This window comes from Pseudarthrobacter oxydans, from assembly GCF_034258515.1.
Classification (GTDB): Bacteria; Actinomycetota; Actinomycetes; order Actinomycetales; family Micrococcaceae; genus Arthrobacter.
The window spans coordinates 1,860,555-1,874,209 of record NZ_CP139438.1; the positions used below are offsets into that span (position 1 = coordinate 1,860,555).

A 13,655-nucleotide genomic window follows, 5' to 3' on the forward strand; every position below is an offset into this window, starting at 1 on the left:
CGCCGGCTGCTGCCGAGGTGACATAGGCGGCGCTCCGCCCGGCCCGGGAACTCCGGGTCACCCGCGCCCCGCACCCTGAAGGAACCTCCATGTCATCGCACTCCCTGACGTTGCCGTCCCCGGCGCCCGCCGCTGCCCGCAGGCGCCGGCTGCTGGAAATCCTCGGCGCCCTGGCCATCGCCGGCACCTACGTCTACCTGGTGCTGAACCAGCCTGCAGACATCACCGGGGGACCAGGCAGCGCGTCCGCCCTGATCGCCCTTTCCGGCTTCCTCGTCGGCGCCGTGCTGCTGATTGTCGCCGTCCTGCCCACGCTGCCGGCCTCCACCGTGGTGCTGATCCCCGTGGCGCTGGTGCTGAACATTGTGTTGGGCCAGTTCGTAGGCAGCACCCTGGTCCCGTTCTACCTTGACACCATCGGCACGGTCCTCATCGCGGTGCTGGCCGGCCCGGCGGCAGGCGCGGCGACCGGTGCACTGAGCAGCATTGTCTGGTCCTTCTTCAATCCCACCGTGCTGCCGTTCGCCGCCGGGGCCGCACTGATCGGCTGCCTTGCCGGCCTCGCCGCCCGCCATGGAATGTTCCGCCGCTTCTACCTCGCCCCCGTGGCAGGGTTCGTCACCGGCATCATCGGCGGCGTGGTGTCCGCGCCGGTGGCGGCCTTCGTCTTTGGCGGCACGTCCGGCGTGGCCACCGGTGCCATCGTCAGTGCCTTCCGCGCCATGGGCGACACCCTCCTGGCCGCCATCACCAAACAGGCGCTCATCTCCGACCCCATGGACAAAGCGATTGTGTTCACCGTGGTGGCCATCCTGGCGTACGCGCTTCCGCGCCGCGCGCGGCTGCAGTTCCCGTTCATCCGCCGGCACCGCGTGCTGGCCGGCAAGATGCCGGAACAGGGTTCCTGACCAGTCTGATGCGCCTCCACCCGCTCACCTCGCTGGCAGCCGCCGGCAGTACGGCGGCCATTACGACGGCGGCAGCCAGTTTGCCGCTGTCCCTCGCCGTCGTGGCGGCGGCCGCCGTCGTGTCGGCCCGCGCGGGTACGGCGCGCAGGATGCTCCCGGCCGCCGCGGCTGTCCTGCTCCCGCTGGGGCTGTCCCTGCTGGTCCTGCATGGGCTGTTCTTTCCCGAGGGCCGGACCGTCCTGGCGCAGTGGGGGCCGGCCCGCGTCACCGCGGAGGGGCTTTCCTTCGCCGTGGAACGGGCGGCACAGCTGGGAGCGGTAATCCTTGCGCTCCTGGTGTTCTCCTTTAGTGTCAGTGTTCCGGACCTGGTGGCGGCGTTGTCCGCACGCGGCGTCCAGGGCCGGTTCGCTTTCGTGCTGGCGTCCACCCTCACCCTGCTGCCGGCCATCACCTCCAGGGCGGAGGGGATCCGGCAGGCCCAGGAATCCCGCGGCCTGGTGATCCGGCGCGGACTCCTGCACCGCGTGGCGGCCTTCCGCCGCCAGGCGGTCCCGCTGGTCCTGTCCCTGGTCGAGGACGCCGGAACCCGTGCAGCGGCGCTGGAGTCCCGCGGCTTCAGCAACCCGGGACCCCGGACCAGCTACCGCGTTGTACCGGATTCCCGACTCCAGCGCGTGCTCCGGGTTGTCCTGCTGGTGGCCGCCGCAGCGGCGGTCGGTGCCCGGCTCTGGCTTGCCGCGGAGGGGACCTAGGACATGGCTGGCGGCCGGAACGCCCTTGAAACCGCCGGACCGATACTCTCGGCCGGCATCAGGACCTTCACTTTCCATGACGACGCCGCCCCGGTCCTGCACGGGGTGGAGCTCGCCTTCGTCCCCGGAACGTTCACCGCTGTGCTTGGACCGTCGGGAAGCGGGAAATCCACCCTGGGCCGGGTGCTGGCCGGCTGGCTTCCGCCCGGAAGCGGGGGAACCCTCCATGGCTTCCTGGAGCTCGCGGGTACCCGCCTGCAGTTCGGCGGCGGCGGGGATCCACGCATCAATCCCGCGGAATGGGGACGCCAGGTCGGGTTTGTTCCCCAGGATCCAGCCGCCGTCCTGTCCACGGTGCGGGCCACGGTGGCCGAAGAACTCGCGTTCGGCCTCGAGAACAGGGCGGTGGAGCGCGCCGCCATGAAGTCCACGGTGGAACGTACCGCCGCGCTCCTGGGACTCACGGACCTCCTGGACCATCACCCCGCCCGGCTTTCCGGCGGCCAGCTGCGCCGGCTTGCCATTGGCTGCGCCATCGTCACGGAACCTCGGGTGCTGATCATGGACGAGCCCTTCGCTTCGCTGGACAGCGCCGGCACCGCCGGACTGGCACAGCTGGTGCGGGACCTCGTCAGGCGAGGCACCGCCGTCGTGATCCTCAGCCAGGTGGTCGATACGCCGCTCCTTGACGCCGGGACGTGGCATGTTGTGGTGGACGGCAGGGTAACGGCCAGCGGCACCCCTGCCGAACTGCATCCGGGCTCCGGCCTGCTGCCGTCGGGCATCCGGCGCCCCGGCAGCCTGCCGGAAGGAAAGGAGGCGGCGCGGCCCCGCGGAGCAGCGCGCCCGGCCGTGCCAGCCAGTGTGCCGCCTGGCACGGCACCAACCGTCCCGGTGCTGGAACTCCGCGGCGTCTCCTTCGACTACCCGGATGGCGGGAGGAAGACCCCTCGCCGCACGCGGCCGGGAGGCGGTCCCGGCCCCGCCAGGCAACCGCGGGTGCTGCGGGACGTCAACCTGGCGGTCAACCCCGGGGAGATCGTGGCAGTGACCGGCCCCAATGGTGCAGGGAAATCAACGCTGCTGCGCCACCTCAACGGACTGCTGCGGCCCGCCTCCGGGCAAGTCCTCGTCCGTGGCTCGGACATAGCCGGGACGCCGGCCGGCGTGGTGGCCCGATCAGTGGGCCTGCTGTTCCAGCAACCCCGGGACCAGCTGTTCGAGCGGACCGTACTCCGGGAGGTGCGCTTCGGCCTGGACAGCCTCTTCCACCCCGGTGAGGCGCCGGGCCGGGCCCTCGAGGCGCTGGCCGCCGTCGGCCTGGCAGGGGCTGCCGGTGAGCACCCCGCCGAACTGCCCGCGTCCAGCCAGCGCCTCCTTGCCCTGGCCACGGTCCTTGCCCGCAAACCCGCGGTCCTGGCCCTCGACGAACCCACCGTGGCGCTCGACGGCGACGGCCTGGCCCTGCTGGACGCTGCGGTGCGTGCCGCGGCAGGGGAGGGCGCCGCCGTCGTGCTGGTCACGCATGACCTCGCCTATGCCCGGTCAATGGCACACCGCGGTGTGGAGCTCGACGGCGGCCTGCTGGCCGGGTGATCCGGCCGGCTGATCAGGCCGGGCGGGACGCCGCTCCCGGCGGCAGGAAGCGCCTGCCGTTGACGCGTTCGGAGGCACCCACCCGGTCAAGGTACGGGGTGATGCCGCCGAGGAACATGGGCCATCCGGCGCCCAGGATCATGCAGAGGTCAATGTCCTCCGGCCCTGCAACCACGCCTTCTGCGAGCATGAGGCCGATTTCCTCCGCGAGGGCGTCCTGGGTACGCCGCAGCACCTGCTCCGCCGTGGAAGGGGAGGTGCCGAAGGACATCAGCGCCAGCGTGGACTGCGGGATTTCCTTCGAGCCGTCCGGGCCGGCCGCCCAGAGGCCCTTCACGCCGTTGTCGATGAGCTTTTGCAGGTTGGCGGATACCGTGAACCGTTCGCCGAAGGCGGCGTGGAGCGATTCCTGCACGTGCTGGGCCACGGGAAGCCCCACCATGGCGCCCAGTGTGAAGGGCGTCATCGGCAGGCCCATGGGCCGCAGGGCGTTGTCGGCCACTTCAGCCGGGGTGCCTTCGTCAAAGGCGGCCGTCACTTCACCCATCAGCCGCAGCAGGATCCGGTTAACCACGAACGCCGCGGCATCCTTGACCAGCACGGCAGTCTTTTTGAGGCCCTTGGCCAGCTCAAACGCGGTGGCGAGGACGGCGTCGTCGGTCCGCGGGGCACGGACGATTTCCAGCAGCGGCATGACGGCCACGGGGTTGAAGAAATGGAAGCCCACCACGCGCTCCGGGTGCTTCAGGTCTTCCGCCATGGCCGTGACGGACAAGGAAGAGGTGTTGGTTGCCAGGATGCAGTCCGGGGTAACGATCTCTTCCAGTTCCGCGAAGACCTGTTTCTTGACGTTGAGTTCTTCGAAGACCGCTTCGATCACAAAGTCGGCATCCGCGAAAACCTCCTTGGACACCGAGCCCGTGACCAGTGCCTTCGTCCGGTTGGCGGCGTCCTGGCTGATGCGTGCCTTGCCCAGCAGCTTGTCCACCTCAGCATGGACATAACCCACGCCCTTGTCCACCCTGGCCTGGTCGATGTCCGTCATCACCACGGGGACCTTGAGCTGGCGGGCGAACAGCAGGGCCAGCTGGCTGGCCATCAGGCCGGCGCCAACAACTCCCACTTTTGTGACCGGGCGGGCCAGCTTGCGGTCCGGGGCCCCGGCCGGCCGCTTGGAGCGCTTCTGGACCAGGTCAAGGAACGCGTAGACGGTGGCGCGGAATTCATCGGTCTGCATGAGTCCGGCCAGCGTTTCGCATTCAAGCGCGGCGGATTCGGCCTGGGTCATGGTGCGGTTCGCCTCGAGGAGGTCCAGGACCTTTTCGGGGGCGGGCGCTGCATTGGAGGTCTTGGCCTCCACGAAGGCCCGCCCGGCCGCGACCGCACCGGCCCACCTGGCGGCAGTTTCGGGTTCGGAAGGGTCGACGGCGTTGGCTCGTTCCGGGATGACGTCGCCGGAGATGACTCCCGCCGCCCAGGCCAGGGACTGCTCCAGGAAATCGGCCGGTTCGAAGATGGCGTCGGCCATGCCGAGGCTGAATGCCTGGGGGCCGGTCAGCGTCCGGTTGTTGCTGAGCGGGTTTTCGATCATCACCTTCACGGCGTTTTCCGGCCCGATGAGGCGGGGCAGGATGTAGACACCGCCCCAGCCCGGGACCAGTCCGAGGAAGGCTTCCGGCAATGCCAGTGCCCCGGCTCCGGTGGACACGGTGCGGTAGGTGGACTGCAGCGCGATTTCGAGGCCGCCGCCCAGGGCTGCGCCGTTGATGAAGGCGAAGCTGGGGACTCCAAGGTTGGCCAGGGTTGCGTAAACGTCGTGGCCCAGCTGCGCCATCCACAGCCCGTGCTCGCGTTCTTCGAGGTTCTTGACGGCGGAAAGGTCGGCGCCGGCCACGAGGTAGTAGGGCTTGCCCGTTATTCCGACGCCGACGATCTCACCGCGGCCGGCGCGCTCGCGAAGGCCCTCCAGCACCGTGCCGAGCTCAACCAGGGTGTTGGGTCCCAGCGTGGTGGGCTTGGCGTGGTCCAGGCCGTTGTCCAGGGTGATGAGCGCGAACGTGCCGGGGCTGGGTTTGCCCGCCGGAGCGGGCAGTTCGATGTCCTGGACGTAGGAGTGCGTGACGGTCTCGTTCGGGAACATTTCTGCAAGCTTGGTGAAATCTGCGGCGCTCATGCGGCTCCTTCGGAAGCGGTTTCGGTGGCGGCGGAGCCCCCGGGCCGGGCTCCGCTGTTGTCTGTGTATTCCGGGTGATGCGGGTTTTCCCAGATCACGGTGGCTCCCATGCCGAGGCCGACGCACATGGTGGTGATGCCGTACCGGACGGAGTGGTCCTCCTCGAACTGCCGGGCGAGCTGGGTCATCAGCCGAACACCGGACGAGGCCAGGGGGTGGCCCACGGCGATGGCGCCGCCGTAGCGGTTGACCCGGGGGTCGTCGTCGGGAATGCCGAAATGGTCCAGGAAGCTGAGCACCTGCACGGCAAAAGCTTCGTTGATTTCAAAGAGGCCGATGTCCGCGATGGTGAGCCCGGCATTCTTCAGCGCCTTCTCGGTGGCCGGCACGGGCCCGATGCCCATGACTTCTGGTTCAACACCGGCGTACGCGTAGCTGACCAGCCGCATTTTGACCGCCAGTCCCAGCTCTGCGGCAGCCTCGGCGGACGCCAGGACCGCTGCGGTGGCGCCGTCGTTCAGGCCTGCGGCGTTTCCGGCGGTGACGCGGCCGTGGGCCCGGAACGGGGTGCGGAGGCTGGCGAGGTCGGCCAGCGAGGTGCCTGGACGTGGCGGTTCATCCGCGGTGTTCAGCGTCCAGCCCTGGCCGGGCTTCAGGGCCGCAACGGGAACCAGGTCCGGCTGGATGCGGCCGTTGAGGCGGGCATTCTCGAACTTGGCCTGCGAGGCGACGGCGTAGGCATCTGTTCGTTCCTTGGTGATCGCCGGGAAGCGGTCGTGCAGGTTCTCGGCCGTGTTCCCCATATTGAGCGCGGCCGGGTCCACCAGCCGCTCTGACATGAACCGCGGATTCGGGTCGGTGCCTGAGCCCATGGGGTGGTTGCCCATGTGTTCCACGCCCCCGGCCACCACAACGTCGTACGCGCCGAAGCTGATCCCTCCGGCCACGGCGGTCACCGCGGTCATGGCTCCGGCGCACATGCGGTCAACGGCAAAGCCGGGAACCGTCCTGGGCAGTCCGGCAAGCAGGGCAGCCGTCCGGCCAAGGGTGAGGCCCTGGTCTCCGGTCTGGGTGGTGGCCGCAATGGCCACTTCATCGATCCGCGCGGGCGGCAGGGACGGATTCCGCCGCAGCAGCTCGCGGATGCACTTAACTATCAGGTCGTCAGCCCGGGTGCCGGCGTAGATGCCCTTGTCCCCGGCCCTGCCGAATGGTGTGCGGAGGCCGTCCACAAAGACGACGTCCCGGACAGTGCGCATGGATGCGCCGCTTCCCTGGTGGCTCACGTATAACTCCTCATCGAGACGTAGGCGCCGGTGCATGCCTTTGCTGGCAATGGCCCGGCGGCAATACGTTCGATGTTACTCGTGAGTAACTTAGCCCGCAAGGTCCCCGGATTGAATGGACCCTCTCTCACTTAATGCCCATTTTTGGCCAACGTCCTATCACTCTCTTCAAGAAAGTGAGAGAGCGTTGGCGGTTTTCACGCATCAAGTGAGAGAGCGTCTGGGGAATCGGTTTGGGAGCCGGTGGCGGTGCAGACGGCTGCGCCTACTTGCCCGCTGCGGTGGCGTCCGCCTTGGCTTCCTTGGCTTCCTTGGCGGGCAGCGGCTGCGGGTGCAGGAACGCTTCAACGATGAGGGGCGTTGCCAGTTCCACCTGCCACTCACGTGCGCCCAGGGCGCGGAGTTCGGTGGCGACTGCTGCTTCGGTGATCTCCGCCGGCGGCCGCCAGGCCACGCGCCGCAGGTAATCCGGGGTGAGCAGGTTCTCCAGCGGGAGGCTCAGCGACTCTGCCTTCGCCTGCAGCAGCGGCCGGGCGGTGGCCAGGCGGGCGGCCGCCTCCGGGTCCCGGTCCACCCAGACACGGGGCGGAGGCGGCGCGTTGGTGGGCAGGTGCAGCGGCGGGAGTTCTTCGAGATCCCGGGCAGCTGCGATGCAGCGCAGCCAGCGGGGCGCTTCACGTTGCGCCGCCCGGCCGTGGAAGCCCTTGGTGCCCAGCAGCTGCGGCACGGTGGTCGGCATGGCTTTGGCAGCCGCCACCAGGGCGGAGTCGGGAATCAGCCGTCCCGGTGCCACGTCCCGTTTCTGTGCCAGGGAGTCGCGCTCCAGCCACAGCTCACGTACTGCTGCCAGCTGCCGGCGGTCCCTGATCTGGTGCAGGCCGGAGGTCTTCCGCCACGGGTCCACGCGGGCTGGAGGCAATCCGGCGGCCAGGATCGCCGCAAATTCCTGCTCGGCGTACTCCAGCTTTCCGTCGGCCTGGAGGAGCTCGATGAGTTCCTCCCGCAGTTCCGTGAGGACTTCGACGTCCAGTGCGGCATACCGCAGCCAGGGTTCAGGCAGGGGCCGGGTGGACCAGTCCGCTGCCGAGTGCTCCTTGGCGAGTCCGAAGCCGAGCAGCTGTTCGATGACGGCGGCCAGGCCCACGCGGGGCAGCCCGGCCAGCCGGGCGGCAAGTTCAGTGTCGAAGAGCTTGTCCGGCCACATGCCCAGCTCTGAGAGGCAGGGCAGGTCCTGGCTGGCGGCGTGCAGGATCCATTCGACGCCGCGGAGGGCATCGTTGATGATGTCCAGGTTCTCGAAGGGTTCGGGGTCGATCAGCCAGGTCCCGGCGCCCTCGCGCCGGATCTGGACCAGGAAAGCGCGCTGCCCGTAACGGAAGCCGGAAGCCCTCTCGGCGTCCACCCCTGCCGGTCCGGTTCCGGCGGCGATGGCCGCAGCGCAGCGCTCCAGGCCGGACTGCGTCTGGATGACCAGCGGAACGCCCTCCCGGGGAGCAGCCAGCTCAACGATTTCGGGGACGGGGCTGTCAAAGCCTTCCACCGTGATGTGGGGTGCGGCATCAGCGGCCGGGACGCCGGCCGTGGTGTTTTCCGGAATGTTAGGGGTCATGATGCCTCCAGTTTACCGGCCGGCCGGTAAACGCCTGCCTGCCGGGCCGGTGCCTTGCCCGGCCATCCCGTCCGCGGCCCTGCGCCATCGGTCCGCCTTCGGTCCGCCACTGACAAACGGTCTCAGTTCCGGCGGCGCAGCGTCAGCGGCGTCACGCCGTCCGGCAGGGGCGGCAGGCCGGCGAAGGTGCAGACCATGTCGGACCAGGCCTCAAGATGGGCCTGGACGTCGGACGTGGCGGGTGTCCAGGACGCGCGCAGTTCGATGTCGATGGATCCGGGCCTTTCGGACAGGGTGCCGAAACTCTCCGAGAGGACCCTGGTGGCAGTGCCGCCGGCGGCCCGGTACGCCGCCTTGTGGTTCTCCAGTGCCTCCACCAGCCAGGTCCAGGCGACTGTTCCGAGCATTTCGTCGTTGCCCATCTCGGGTTCCAGCTCCGCACGGATATAGGTGACAATGCGGAATTCCCCGTCCCAGACCTCGGAGCCTTGGGGGTCGTGGAGGAGGATGAACCGCCCCGTCGCCAGTTCCAGCCCGTCCTCGTCTTCCGTTCCGGACGCCGCAGCGAGTGCCATGGCGGCGGGGCCGTGAAGCGGGGTTCCGGGAGTACCGGAGCCGGGGGCAAAAACTTCTGCGCCCAGGGCCACGGCAAAGGGCGCCAGCCGGGCCGGCGCCGGGATCTCCGCCAGGCGCAGTTCCCGGCGGCACTGGGCTTTCCTGAGGGTTCCCAGAGCGTGGAGAAACTCCGGGGGAACCTGGTCAAGTGCGTTCACCTTCGCAGGTTACGCAACTGGGCGGGGCAGGGCGGTTAGGCTCGCCGCCGGCTTCCGGCGCGGACCGTCAGTTCCCGCCATTGTGCAGTTCCCGGCGGAGTGCGGCAACGAAGGCATCCACATCCTCTTCGGTGGTATCGAAGGAACACATCCAGCGCACCTCGCGCGTGGCTTCATTCCAGTCATAGAAGCGGAACGACGCGCGCAGCCTGTCGGCCACGCCTTCGGGGAGGACGGCGAAGACGCCGTTGGATTCGGTCTCCTGGGTGGGCCGGACGCCGTCGATGGTGTCGACGGCGGCGCGGAGCCGGGCGGCCATGGCGTTGGCGTGGGCGGCGGACCGCAACCACAGGTCACCTTCCAGGAGCGCGATGAACTGCGCCGACAGGAAGCGCATCTTGGAGGCCAGCTGCATGTCCATCTTGCGCAGGTAGAGGAGCCCGTGGGCTGCTTCCGGATTCAGTGCCACCACCACTTCGCCGAACAGCAGGCCGTTCTTGGTGCCGCCAAAGGACAGGATGTCCACCCCGGCGTCGCGCGTGAAGTCCCGCAGCGGAACCTGGAGGTGGGCTGCGGCGTTGGCCAGCCGGGCACCGTCCATGTGCAGCTTCATCCCCTTGGCATGGGCATGCCCGGCAATGGACCGGACTTCCTCCGGCGTGTAGCAGGTGCCAAGTTCCGTTGTCTGGGTGATGGACACGGCCAGCGGCTGGGCGCGGTGCTCGTCCCCCCAGCCCCAGGCCTCCCGGTCAATCAGTTCGGGCGTGAGCTTGCCGTCCGGCGTGGGGACGTGCAGCAGCTTGATGCCGCCGACGCGTTCCGGCGCGCCGTTCTCGTCCATGTTGATGTGGGCGGTGGAGGCGCAGACCACGGCGCCCCAGCGGGGGAGCAGCGACTGCAGTGAAAGGACGTTCGCGCCGGTGCCGTTGAAGACCGGAAAGCACTCGATGCCTGGGCCGAAGTGGCCCTCCATCAGTTGCTGCAGCCGGGCGGTGTAGTCGTCCTCGCCGTAGGAGACCTGGTGGCCTTCGTTGGCGGCCGCCAGTGCCGCCAGCACCTCGGGGTGGACGCCAGAGTAGTTGTCCGAGGCGAAACCCCGCACGTTCGGATCATGGAGGCGGATACCGGCGGCGGTTTCAGCGGTTGTTGTCATGGCTTTGCTCACGCTTTCAGTGTAGGTAAAGTCCGGGCCGGGGACAGTGACGCCGCCAGCTGCAGCCGCCGGCCGTTCAGTTCGGCGGCCGGGGCATCAAAGAGTCCGACGACGGCGCGCGCCAGGTCCTCGACGTCGGTGGCGCCCGAGAAGGACCGTTCGGGGTGGCGGCGGCGCAGTTCCTCATCGACCAGCGCCTTGACCACCAGCACGACGGCGGCTGCCGCGCTGCCGCCGTTCCTGCCGGCGGCGCGCCTGAAGCCATCAGCGATGGCAAGGGTCCAGGCTTCGGCCGCTGCCTTCGCGGCGGCGTAACTGGCCGTTGCCGCGGTGGGCTCGGCGGCGGTGGTGGAGGACACCATGGCGAACCGCCCGCACGCGGAGGCGGCGACGTCGTCGTAGAAAACCCGTGAGACGTTGCGGAGCGTGGTAATTGCTCCGCGCTCAAGGAAGTCCCAGTCCTCGTCGGTCTGGTCCGCGATCCCCTGTGCGCCCCGCCAGCCGCCCACCAGGTGGATCACAGCATCCATCGGCCCGGCAGCGGCGGTGACATCAGCCCGCAGCTGCCGCACCTCCTCCATGCGTGCAAGGTCGCACACGAAGGGGGCAACGCCGTCGCCCGCCCGTCCTGCCGCGGACCTGATCCGCTCCGGGTCTGAGCCCACGGTGAACACACGGTGCCCGGCCTCGCGCAGTGCCCGGGCCACGGCGACGCCGGACGCGCCGCTGCCGCCCGAAACCAGGACGTTCAGCGGCGGTTTTGCCGGCTCCATAGCAGCTGTCACAGCGCGGATGCTCCAGTGATGCCGGCAGTGGATTCAATGACCGGGCGCATCTTCTTTTCCAGTGCTTCGTAGAACATGGACAGCGGGAATTCGTCATCGAGCACCTGGTCGGTGAGGCCGCGCGGCGGCCCCGCCAAGGGCAGCGCTTCCGGCCCCTTGGCCCAAACAGATGCCGGGTGGGGCGTGACGGTGGCGGAGATCAGCTGGTATGCAGCCAGCCAGTGGGCGGTTTTGGGGCGGTCGATGGAGCGCCAGTACAGGTCGTCGATGCGGGCGCCGAGGGCGATGACAGCATTGGCTACTTCATCCCAGTCGATGGTCAGCCGGGTGTCCGTCCAGTGCAGGACGCGCTGCTGGTGCAGCCACGCGAACAGCAGCTGGCCGCCCAGGCCGTCGTAGTTCCGCACGCGGCTGCCGGTGATCGCGAACCGGAAGATGCGGTCAAAGATGATGGCGTACTGCACCAGTTTGGCGTGGCGCCGGGCTTCCGGATCGGCGTCCTCGTCTTTTTCTATCCGCACGGATTCGCGGAACGCGGTCAGGTCGCAGCGCAGTTCTTCAAGGGAGTACAGGAAGAAGGGCATCCGCTGCTTGATCATGAACGGATCGAACGGCAGGTCGCCGCGCATGTGCGTCCGGTCGTGGATCAGGTCCCACATGACAAACGTGGCCTCGGTCAGGTCCTGGTCGGCGAGCATCTCCGCTGCCCCTTCCGGCAGTTCCAGGCAGGTGGTCTCGGCTGCGGCCTTGAGGACGCGGCGGAACCTGGCCGCCTCCCGGTCTGCGAAGATGGCCCCCCAGGTGAAGGTGGGGGTCTTGCTGACAGCGACGGTCTCAGGGAACAGCACGGCGGAATTGGTGTCATAGCCGGCGGTGAAGTCCACGAAGCGGATGGGAACGAACAGCTTGTTCGAGTAGTCTCCCGCCTCAAGGCCGGCAATGAACTCCGGCCAGATCACTTCGACCAGGACTGCCTCCACCAGACGGTTGCTGCTGCCGTTTTGGGTGTACATGGGGAAGACAACCAGGTGCTGCAGGCCGTCCCGGCGCTGTTTTTGGGGCTGGAATGCCAGGAGGGAGGAAAGGAAGTCGGGGGTGGCAAACCCGGCCTGGGCCCACCGCGAGAAGTCGGTGCAGGCAGCTTCCAGGTACGCCGCATCATGCGGGAAGGCTGGGCTGAGGGCACGAAGCGCATCGATGATCTCATTTACCAGGGCAGCAGCCGCTGCGTGGTGTGCGGGATCCGGAATGGAGCCGTCCTGGACCTGGAAGGCCTGGATGGCGGTGGCGGCTGCCTTGAGCCGGAGCCAGTCATTGTTTTCGGCTGAAATCCCGGTGACGGCGGTGGTCAGGGTTTCGGTCATCGTCGGCTGCCTTTCTGGTTGCTTGCTATCTATGGCGAGCGTAGCAAGCAACCAGCAGAGCTAATTGAAAAAGTAGCCAAACATAAGAATTACTTTGGCTCAGAGCCCTTTCCAGTGCCCGGAGCAGGTCTTTCCCTGCGGGATCAGGACTCCTGTTCCGGGCCTTTGACCTGCGGTTCCTCGGCGGGAACCAGCCGGATGGAGATGGAGTTGATGCAGTAGCGCTGGTCGGTGGGGGTCCCGTAGCCCTCGCCTTCAAACACGTGCCCCAGATGGGAGTCGCATGTGGCGCAGCGGACCTCCACCCGGTCCATTCCCAGCGTGCGGTCGTGGATGTAGCGGACGTTTCCTTCGGCAAGCGGGGCCCAGAAGGACGGCCAGCCGCAGTGGGAATCAAACTTTTCGTTGCTGGTGAACAGTTCCGCTCCGCAGGCGCGGCACTGGTACACGCCGGCAGTGTGGGTGTCCCAGTATTCGCCCGTGTACGGACGCTCGGTTCCCGCCTGGCGGAGCACGTGGTATTCCTCCGGCGTGAGCTCCTCGCGCCATTGCGCGTCGGTTTTTTCCACGCCGTTGCCCGGGACGCCGGCCCCGGCCGGACGCGCCTCCGTGGCCGGCGGTTCCGTGGCTTTGTTTCCGAAGATGCTGTTTCCGAAGATGCTCATAGACTTGTCAACGCTTACGAGTCGCCGATAAATCCCGAGCCTGCATACAGGTGGAGTACCGGCACGCCCAGTTGGTCCTGTGCCTTGTTGGCCCAGTCCGTATGGAAGGTGTCAGCGACGGCATGCGGCCGGGTGATCACCACGGCCTGCCCGGCGCCGGTTTCACGGACCTTGGCGACCAGCCCGTTGACGGCCCCGCCATCCACTATTTCCCCGGTGACGCCTGTGCCCAGTCCCTCCAGGGCGGCCAGGGATACGGCCAGGGTCTCCGCTGCCTGTGCCCGCTCCTGCGTGGGATCGGGGGTGTGGGCAGTGAGCTCCCTGAATGCCTTGGCAATGTCCAGCATCGAAAGGTTTTCAAGGAAGTCCACCAGCAGGTGCCGCTCGGTGTTTGCGGGCACGAGCACCACCAGGCGCGTTTCCGCTCCGTCCACCAGGCGCTCGATGTTCAGGCGGTCGTCCGCCCCCAGGGGTTCTTCGGTCAGGATGACGATCGGTTCACTCATGGCCCTAGCCTAGTCCCGGAGCCGGTCCATGCGCAGGGGGCGCCGCACCGGCGACGGGCAGGGGCAGGCCTGACGGTCCGCGGCG

Annotated in this window: 12 protein-coding genes; 3 read left to right on the plus strand and 9 right to left on the minus strand. The window is 68.2% G+C overall.

The features are described 5' to 3' along the window. The first annotated feature begins 89 nt into the window (after positions 1-89). Genes SMD14_RS08405 through SMD14_RS08415 form a run of 3 tightly spaced genes read left to right on the plus strand, consistent with a single transcriptional unit; the run spans position 90 to position 3,256 of the window. Positions 90-908: an ECF transporter S component gene (locus SMD14_RS08405; RefSeq protein ID WP_157238465.1), complete on the plus strand. Its 819-nt coding sequence runs from the start codon at positions 90-92 to the stop codon at positions 906-908. An 8-nt stretch (positions 909-916) separates the two neighbouring features. Then, complete coding sequence (locus SMD14_RS08410) at positions 917-1,660, plus strand: energy-coupling factor transporter transmembrane component T (protein WP_157238464.1); 744 nt, start codon at positions 917-919, stop codon at positions 1,658-1,660. 3 nt (positions 1,661-1,663) lie between these two features. Further along, entirely contained in the window at positions 1,664-3,256 is a 1,593-nt protein-coding gene (locus SMD14_RS08415; RefSeq protein ID WP_321215968.1) for an ATP-binding cassette domain-containing protein, read from the plus strand. A gap of 13 nt (positions 3,257-3,269) precedes the next feature. Here the strand turns inward: SMD14_RS08415 and SMD14_RS08420 are convergent, their stop codons facing one another. From SMD14_RS08420 to SMD14_RS08460, 9 genes are all read right to left on the minus strand, one after another. After that, positions 3,270-5,429 carry a 3-hydroxyacyl-CoA dehydrogenase NAD-binding domain-containing protein gene (locus SMD14_RS08420; RefSeq protein ID WP_321215969.1) on the minus strand — a complete coding sequence of 720 codons (2,160 nt, stop codon included), beginning with the start codon at positions 5,427-5,429 and terminating at the stop codon, positions 3,270-3,272. Continuing rightward, entirely contained in the window at positions 5,426-6,715 is a 1,290-nt protein-coding gene (locus SMD14_RS08425; RefSeq protein ID WP_321215970.1) for an acetyl-CoA C-acyltransferase, read from the minus strand. The genes SMD14_RS08420 and SMD14_RS08425 overlap by 4 nt, the downstream gene beginning before the upstream one ends. Before the next feature lie 265 nt (positions 6,716-6,980). After that, the gene (locus SMD14_RS08430) at positions 6,981-8,324 is read right to left on the minus strand and encodes an HRDC domain-containing protein (RefSeq protein WP_321215971.1); all 1,344 of its coding nucleotides are present in this window, start codon (positions 8,322-8,324) and stop codon (positions 6,981-6,983) included. A 122-nt stretch (positions 8,325-8,446) separates the two neighbouring features. Further along, positions 8,447-9,097 (minus strand): DUF3000 domain-containing protein, encoded by a 651-nt coding sequence (locus tag SMD14_RS08435; RefSeq protein ID WP_321215972.1) that lies wholly within the window; start codon positions 9,095-9,097, stop codon positions 8,447-8,449. A 67-nt stretch (positions 9,098-9,164) separates the two neighbouring features. Further along, entirely contained in the window at positions 9,165-10,250 is a 1,086-nt protein-coding gene (locus SMD14_RS08440) for a low specificity L-threonine aldolase (RefSeq protein ID WP_321216242.1), read from the minus strand. An 8-nt stretch (positions 10,251-10,258) separates the two neighbouring features. Next, positions 10,259-11,023 (minus strand): SDR family NAD(P)-dependent oxidoreductase, encoded by a 765-nt coding sequence (locus SMD14_RS08445; protein ID WP_321216243.1) that lies wholly within the window; start codon positions 11,021-11,023, stop codon positions 10,259-10,261. A gap of 8 nt (positions 11,024-11,031) precedes the next feature. Continuing rightward, positions 11,032-12,399: a DUF6421 family protein gene (locus SMD14_RS08450; RefSeq protein ID WP_321215973.1), complete on the minus strand. Its 1,368-nt coding sequence runs from the start codon at positions 12,397-12,399 to the stop codon at positions 11,032-11,034. 143 nt (positions 12,400-12,542) lie between these two features. After that, the gene (gene msrB, locus SMD14_RS08455; RefSeq protein WP_157238458.1) at positions 12,543-13,064 is read right to left on the minus strand and encodes a peptide-methionine (R)-S-oxide reductase MsrB; all 522 of its coding nucleotides are present in this window, start codon (positions 13,062-13,064) and stop codon (positions 12,543-12,545) included. Between the two features lie 14 nt (positions 13,065-13,078). Further along, the gene (locus SMD14_RS08460; RefSeq protein ID WP_157238457.1) at positions 13,079-13,570 is read right to left on the minus strand and encodes a hypothetical protein; all 492 of its coding nucleotides are present in this window, start codon (positions 13,568-13,570) and stop codon (positions 13,079-13,081) included. Positions 13,571-13,655: the final 85 nt, after the last annotated feature.

What these genes read in the sequence shown, in the direction of transcription:
- SMD14_RS08440 (WP_321216242.1), bottom strand. Translation starts at nt 10,250, where the DNA reads ATGACAACAACCGCTGAAACCGCCGCCGGTATCCGCCTCCATGATCCG.
- msrB (WP_157238458.1), bottom strand. Translation starts at nt 13,064, where the DNA reads ATGAGCATCTTCGGAAACAGCATCTTCGGAAACAAAGCCACGGAACCG.
- SMD14_RS08450 (WP_321215973.1), bottom strand. Translation starts at nt 12,399, where the DNA reads ATGACCGAAACCCTGACCACCGCCGTCACCGGGATTTCAGCCGAAAAC.
- SMD14_RS08430 (WP_321215971.1), bottom strand. Translation starts at nt 8,324, where the DNA reads ATGACCCCTAACATTCCGGAAAACACCACGGCCGGCGTCCCGGCCGCT.
- SMD14_RS08410 (WP_157238464.1), top strand. Translation starts at nt 917, where the DNA reads ATGCGCCTCCACCCGCTCACCTCGCTGGCAGCCGCCGGCAGTACGGCG.
- SMD14_RS08420 (WP_321215969.1), bottom strand. Translation starts at nt 5,429, where the DNA reads ATGAGCGCCGCAGATTTCACCAAGCTTGCAGAAATGTTCCCGAACGAG.
- SMD14_RS08445 (WP_321216243.1), bottom strand. Translation starts at nt 11,023, where the DNA reads ATGGAGCCGGCAAAACCGCCGCTGAACGTCCTGGTTTCGGGCGGCAGC.
- SMD14_RS08460 (WP_157238457.1), bottom strand. Translation starts at nt 13,570, where the DNA reads ATGAGTGAACCGATCGTCATCCTGACCGAAGAACCCCTGGGGGCGGAC.
- SMD14_RS08405 (WP_157238465.1), top strand. Translation starts at nt 90, where the DNA reads ATGTCATCGCACTCCCTGACGTTGCCGTCCCCGGCGCCCGCCGCTGCC.
- SMD14_RS08415 (WP_321215968.1), top strand. Translation starts at nt 1,664, where the DNA reads ATGGCTGGCGGCCGGAACGCCCTTGAAACCGCCGGACCGATACTCTCG.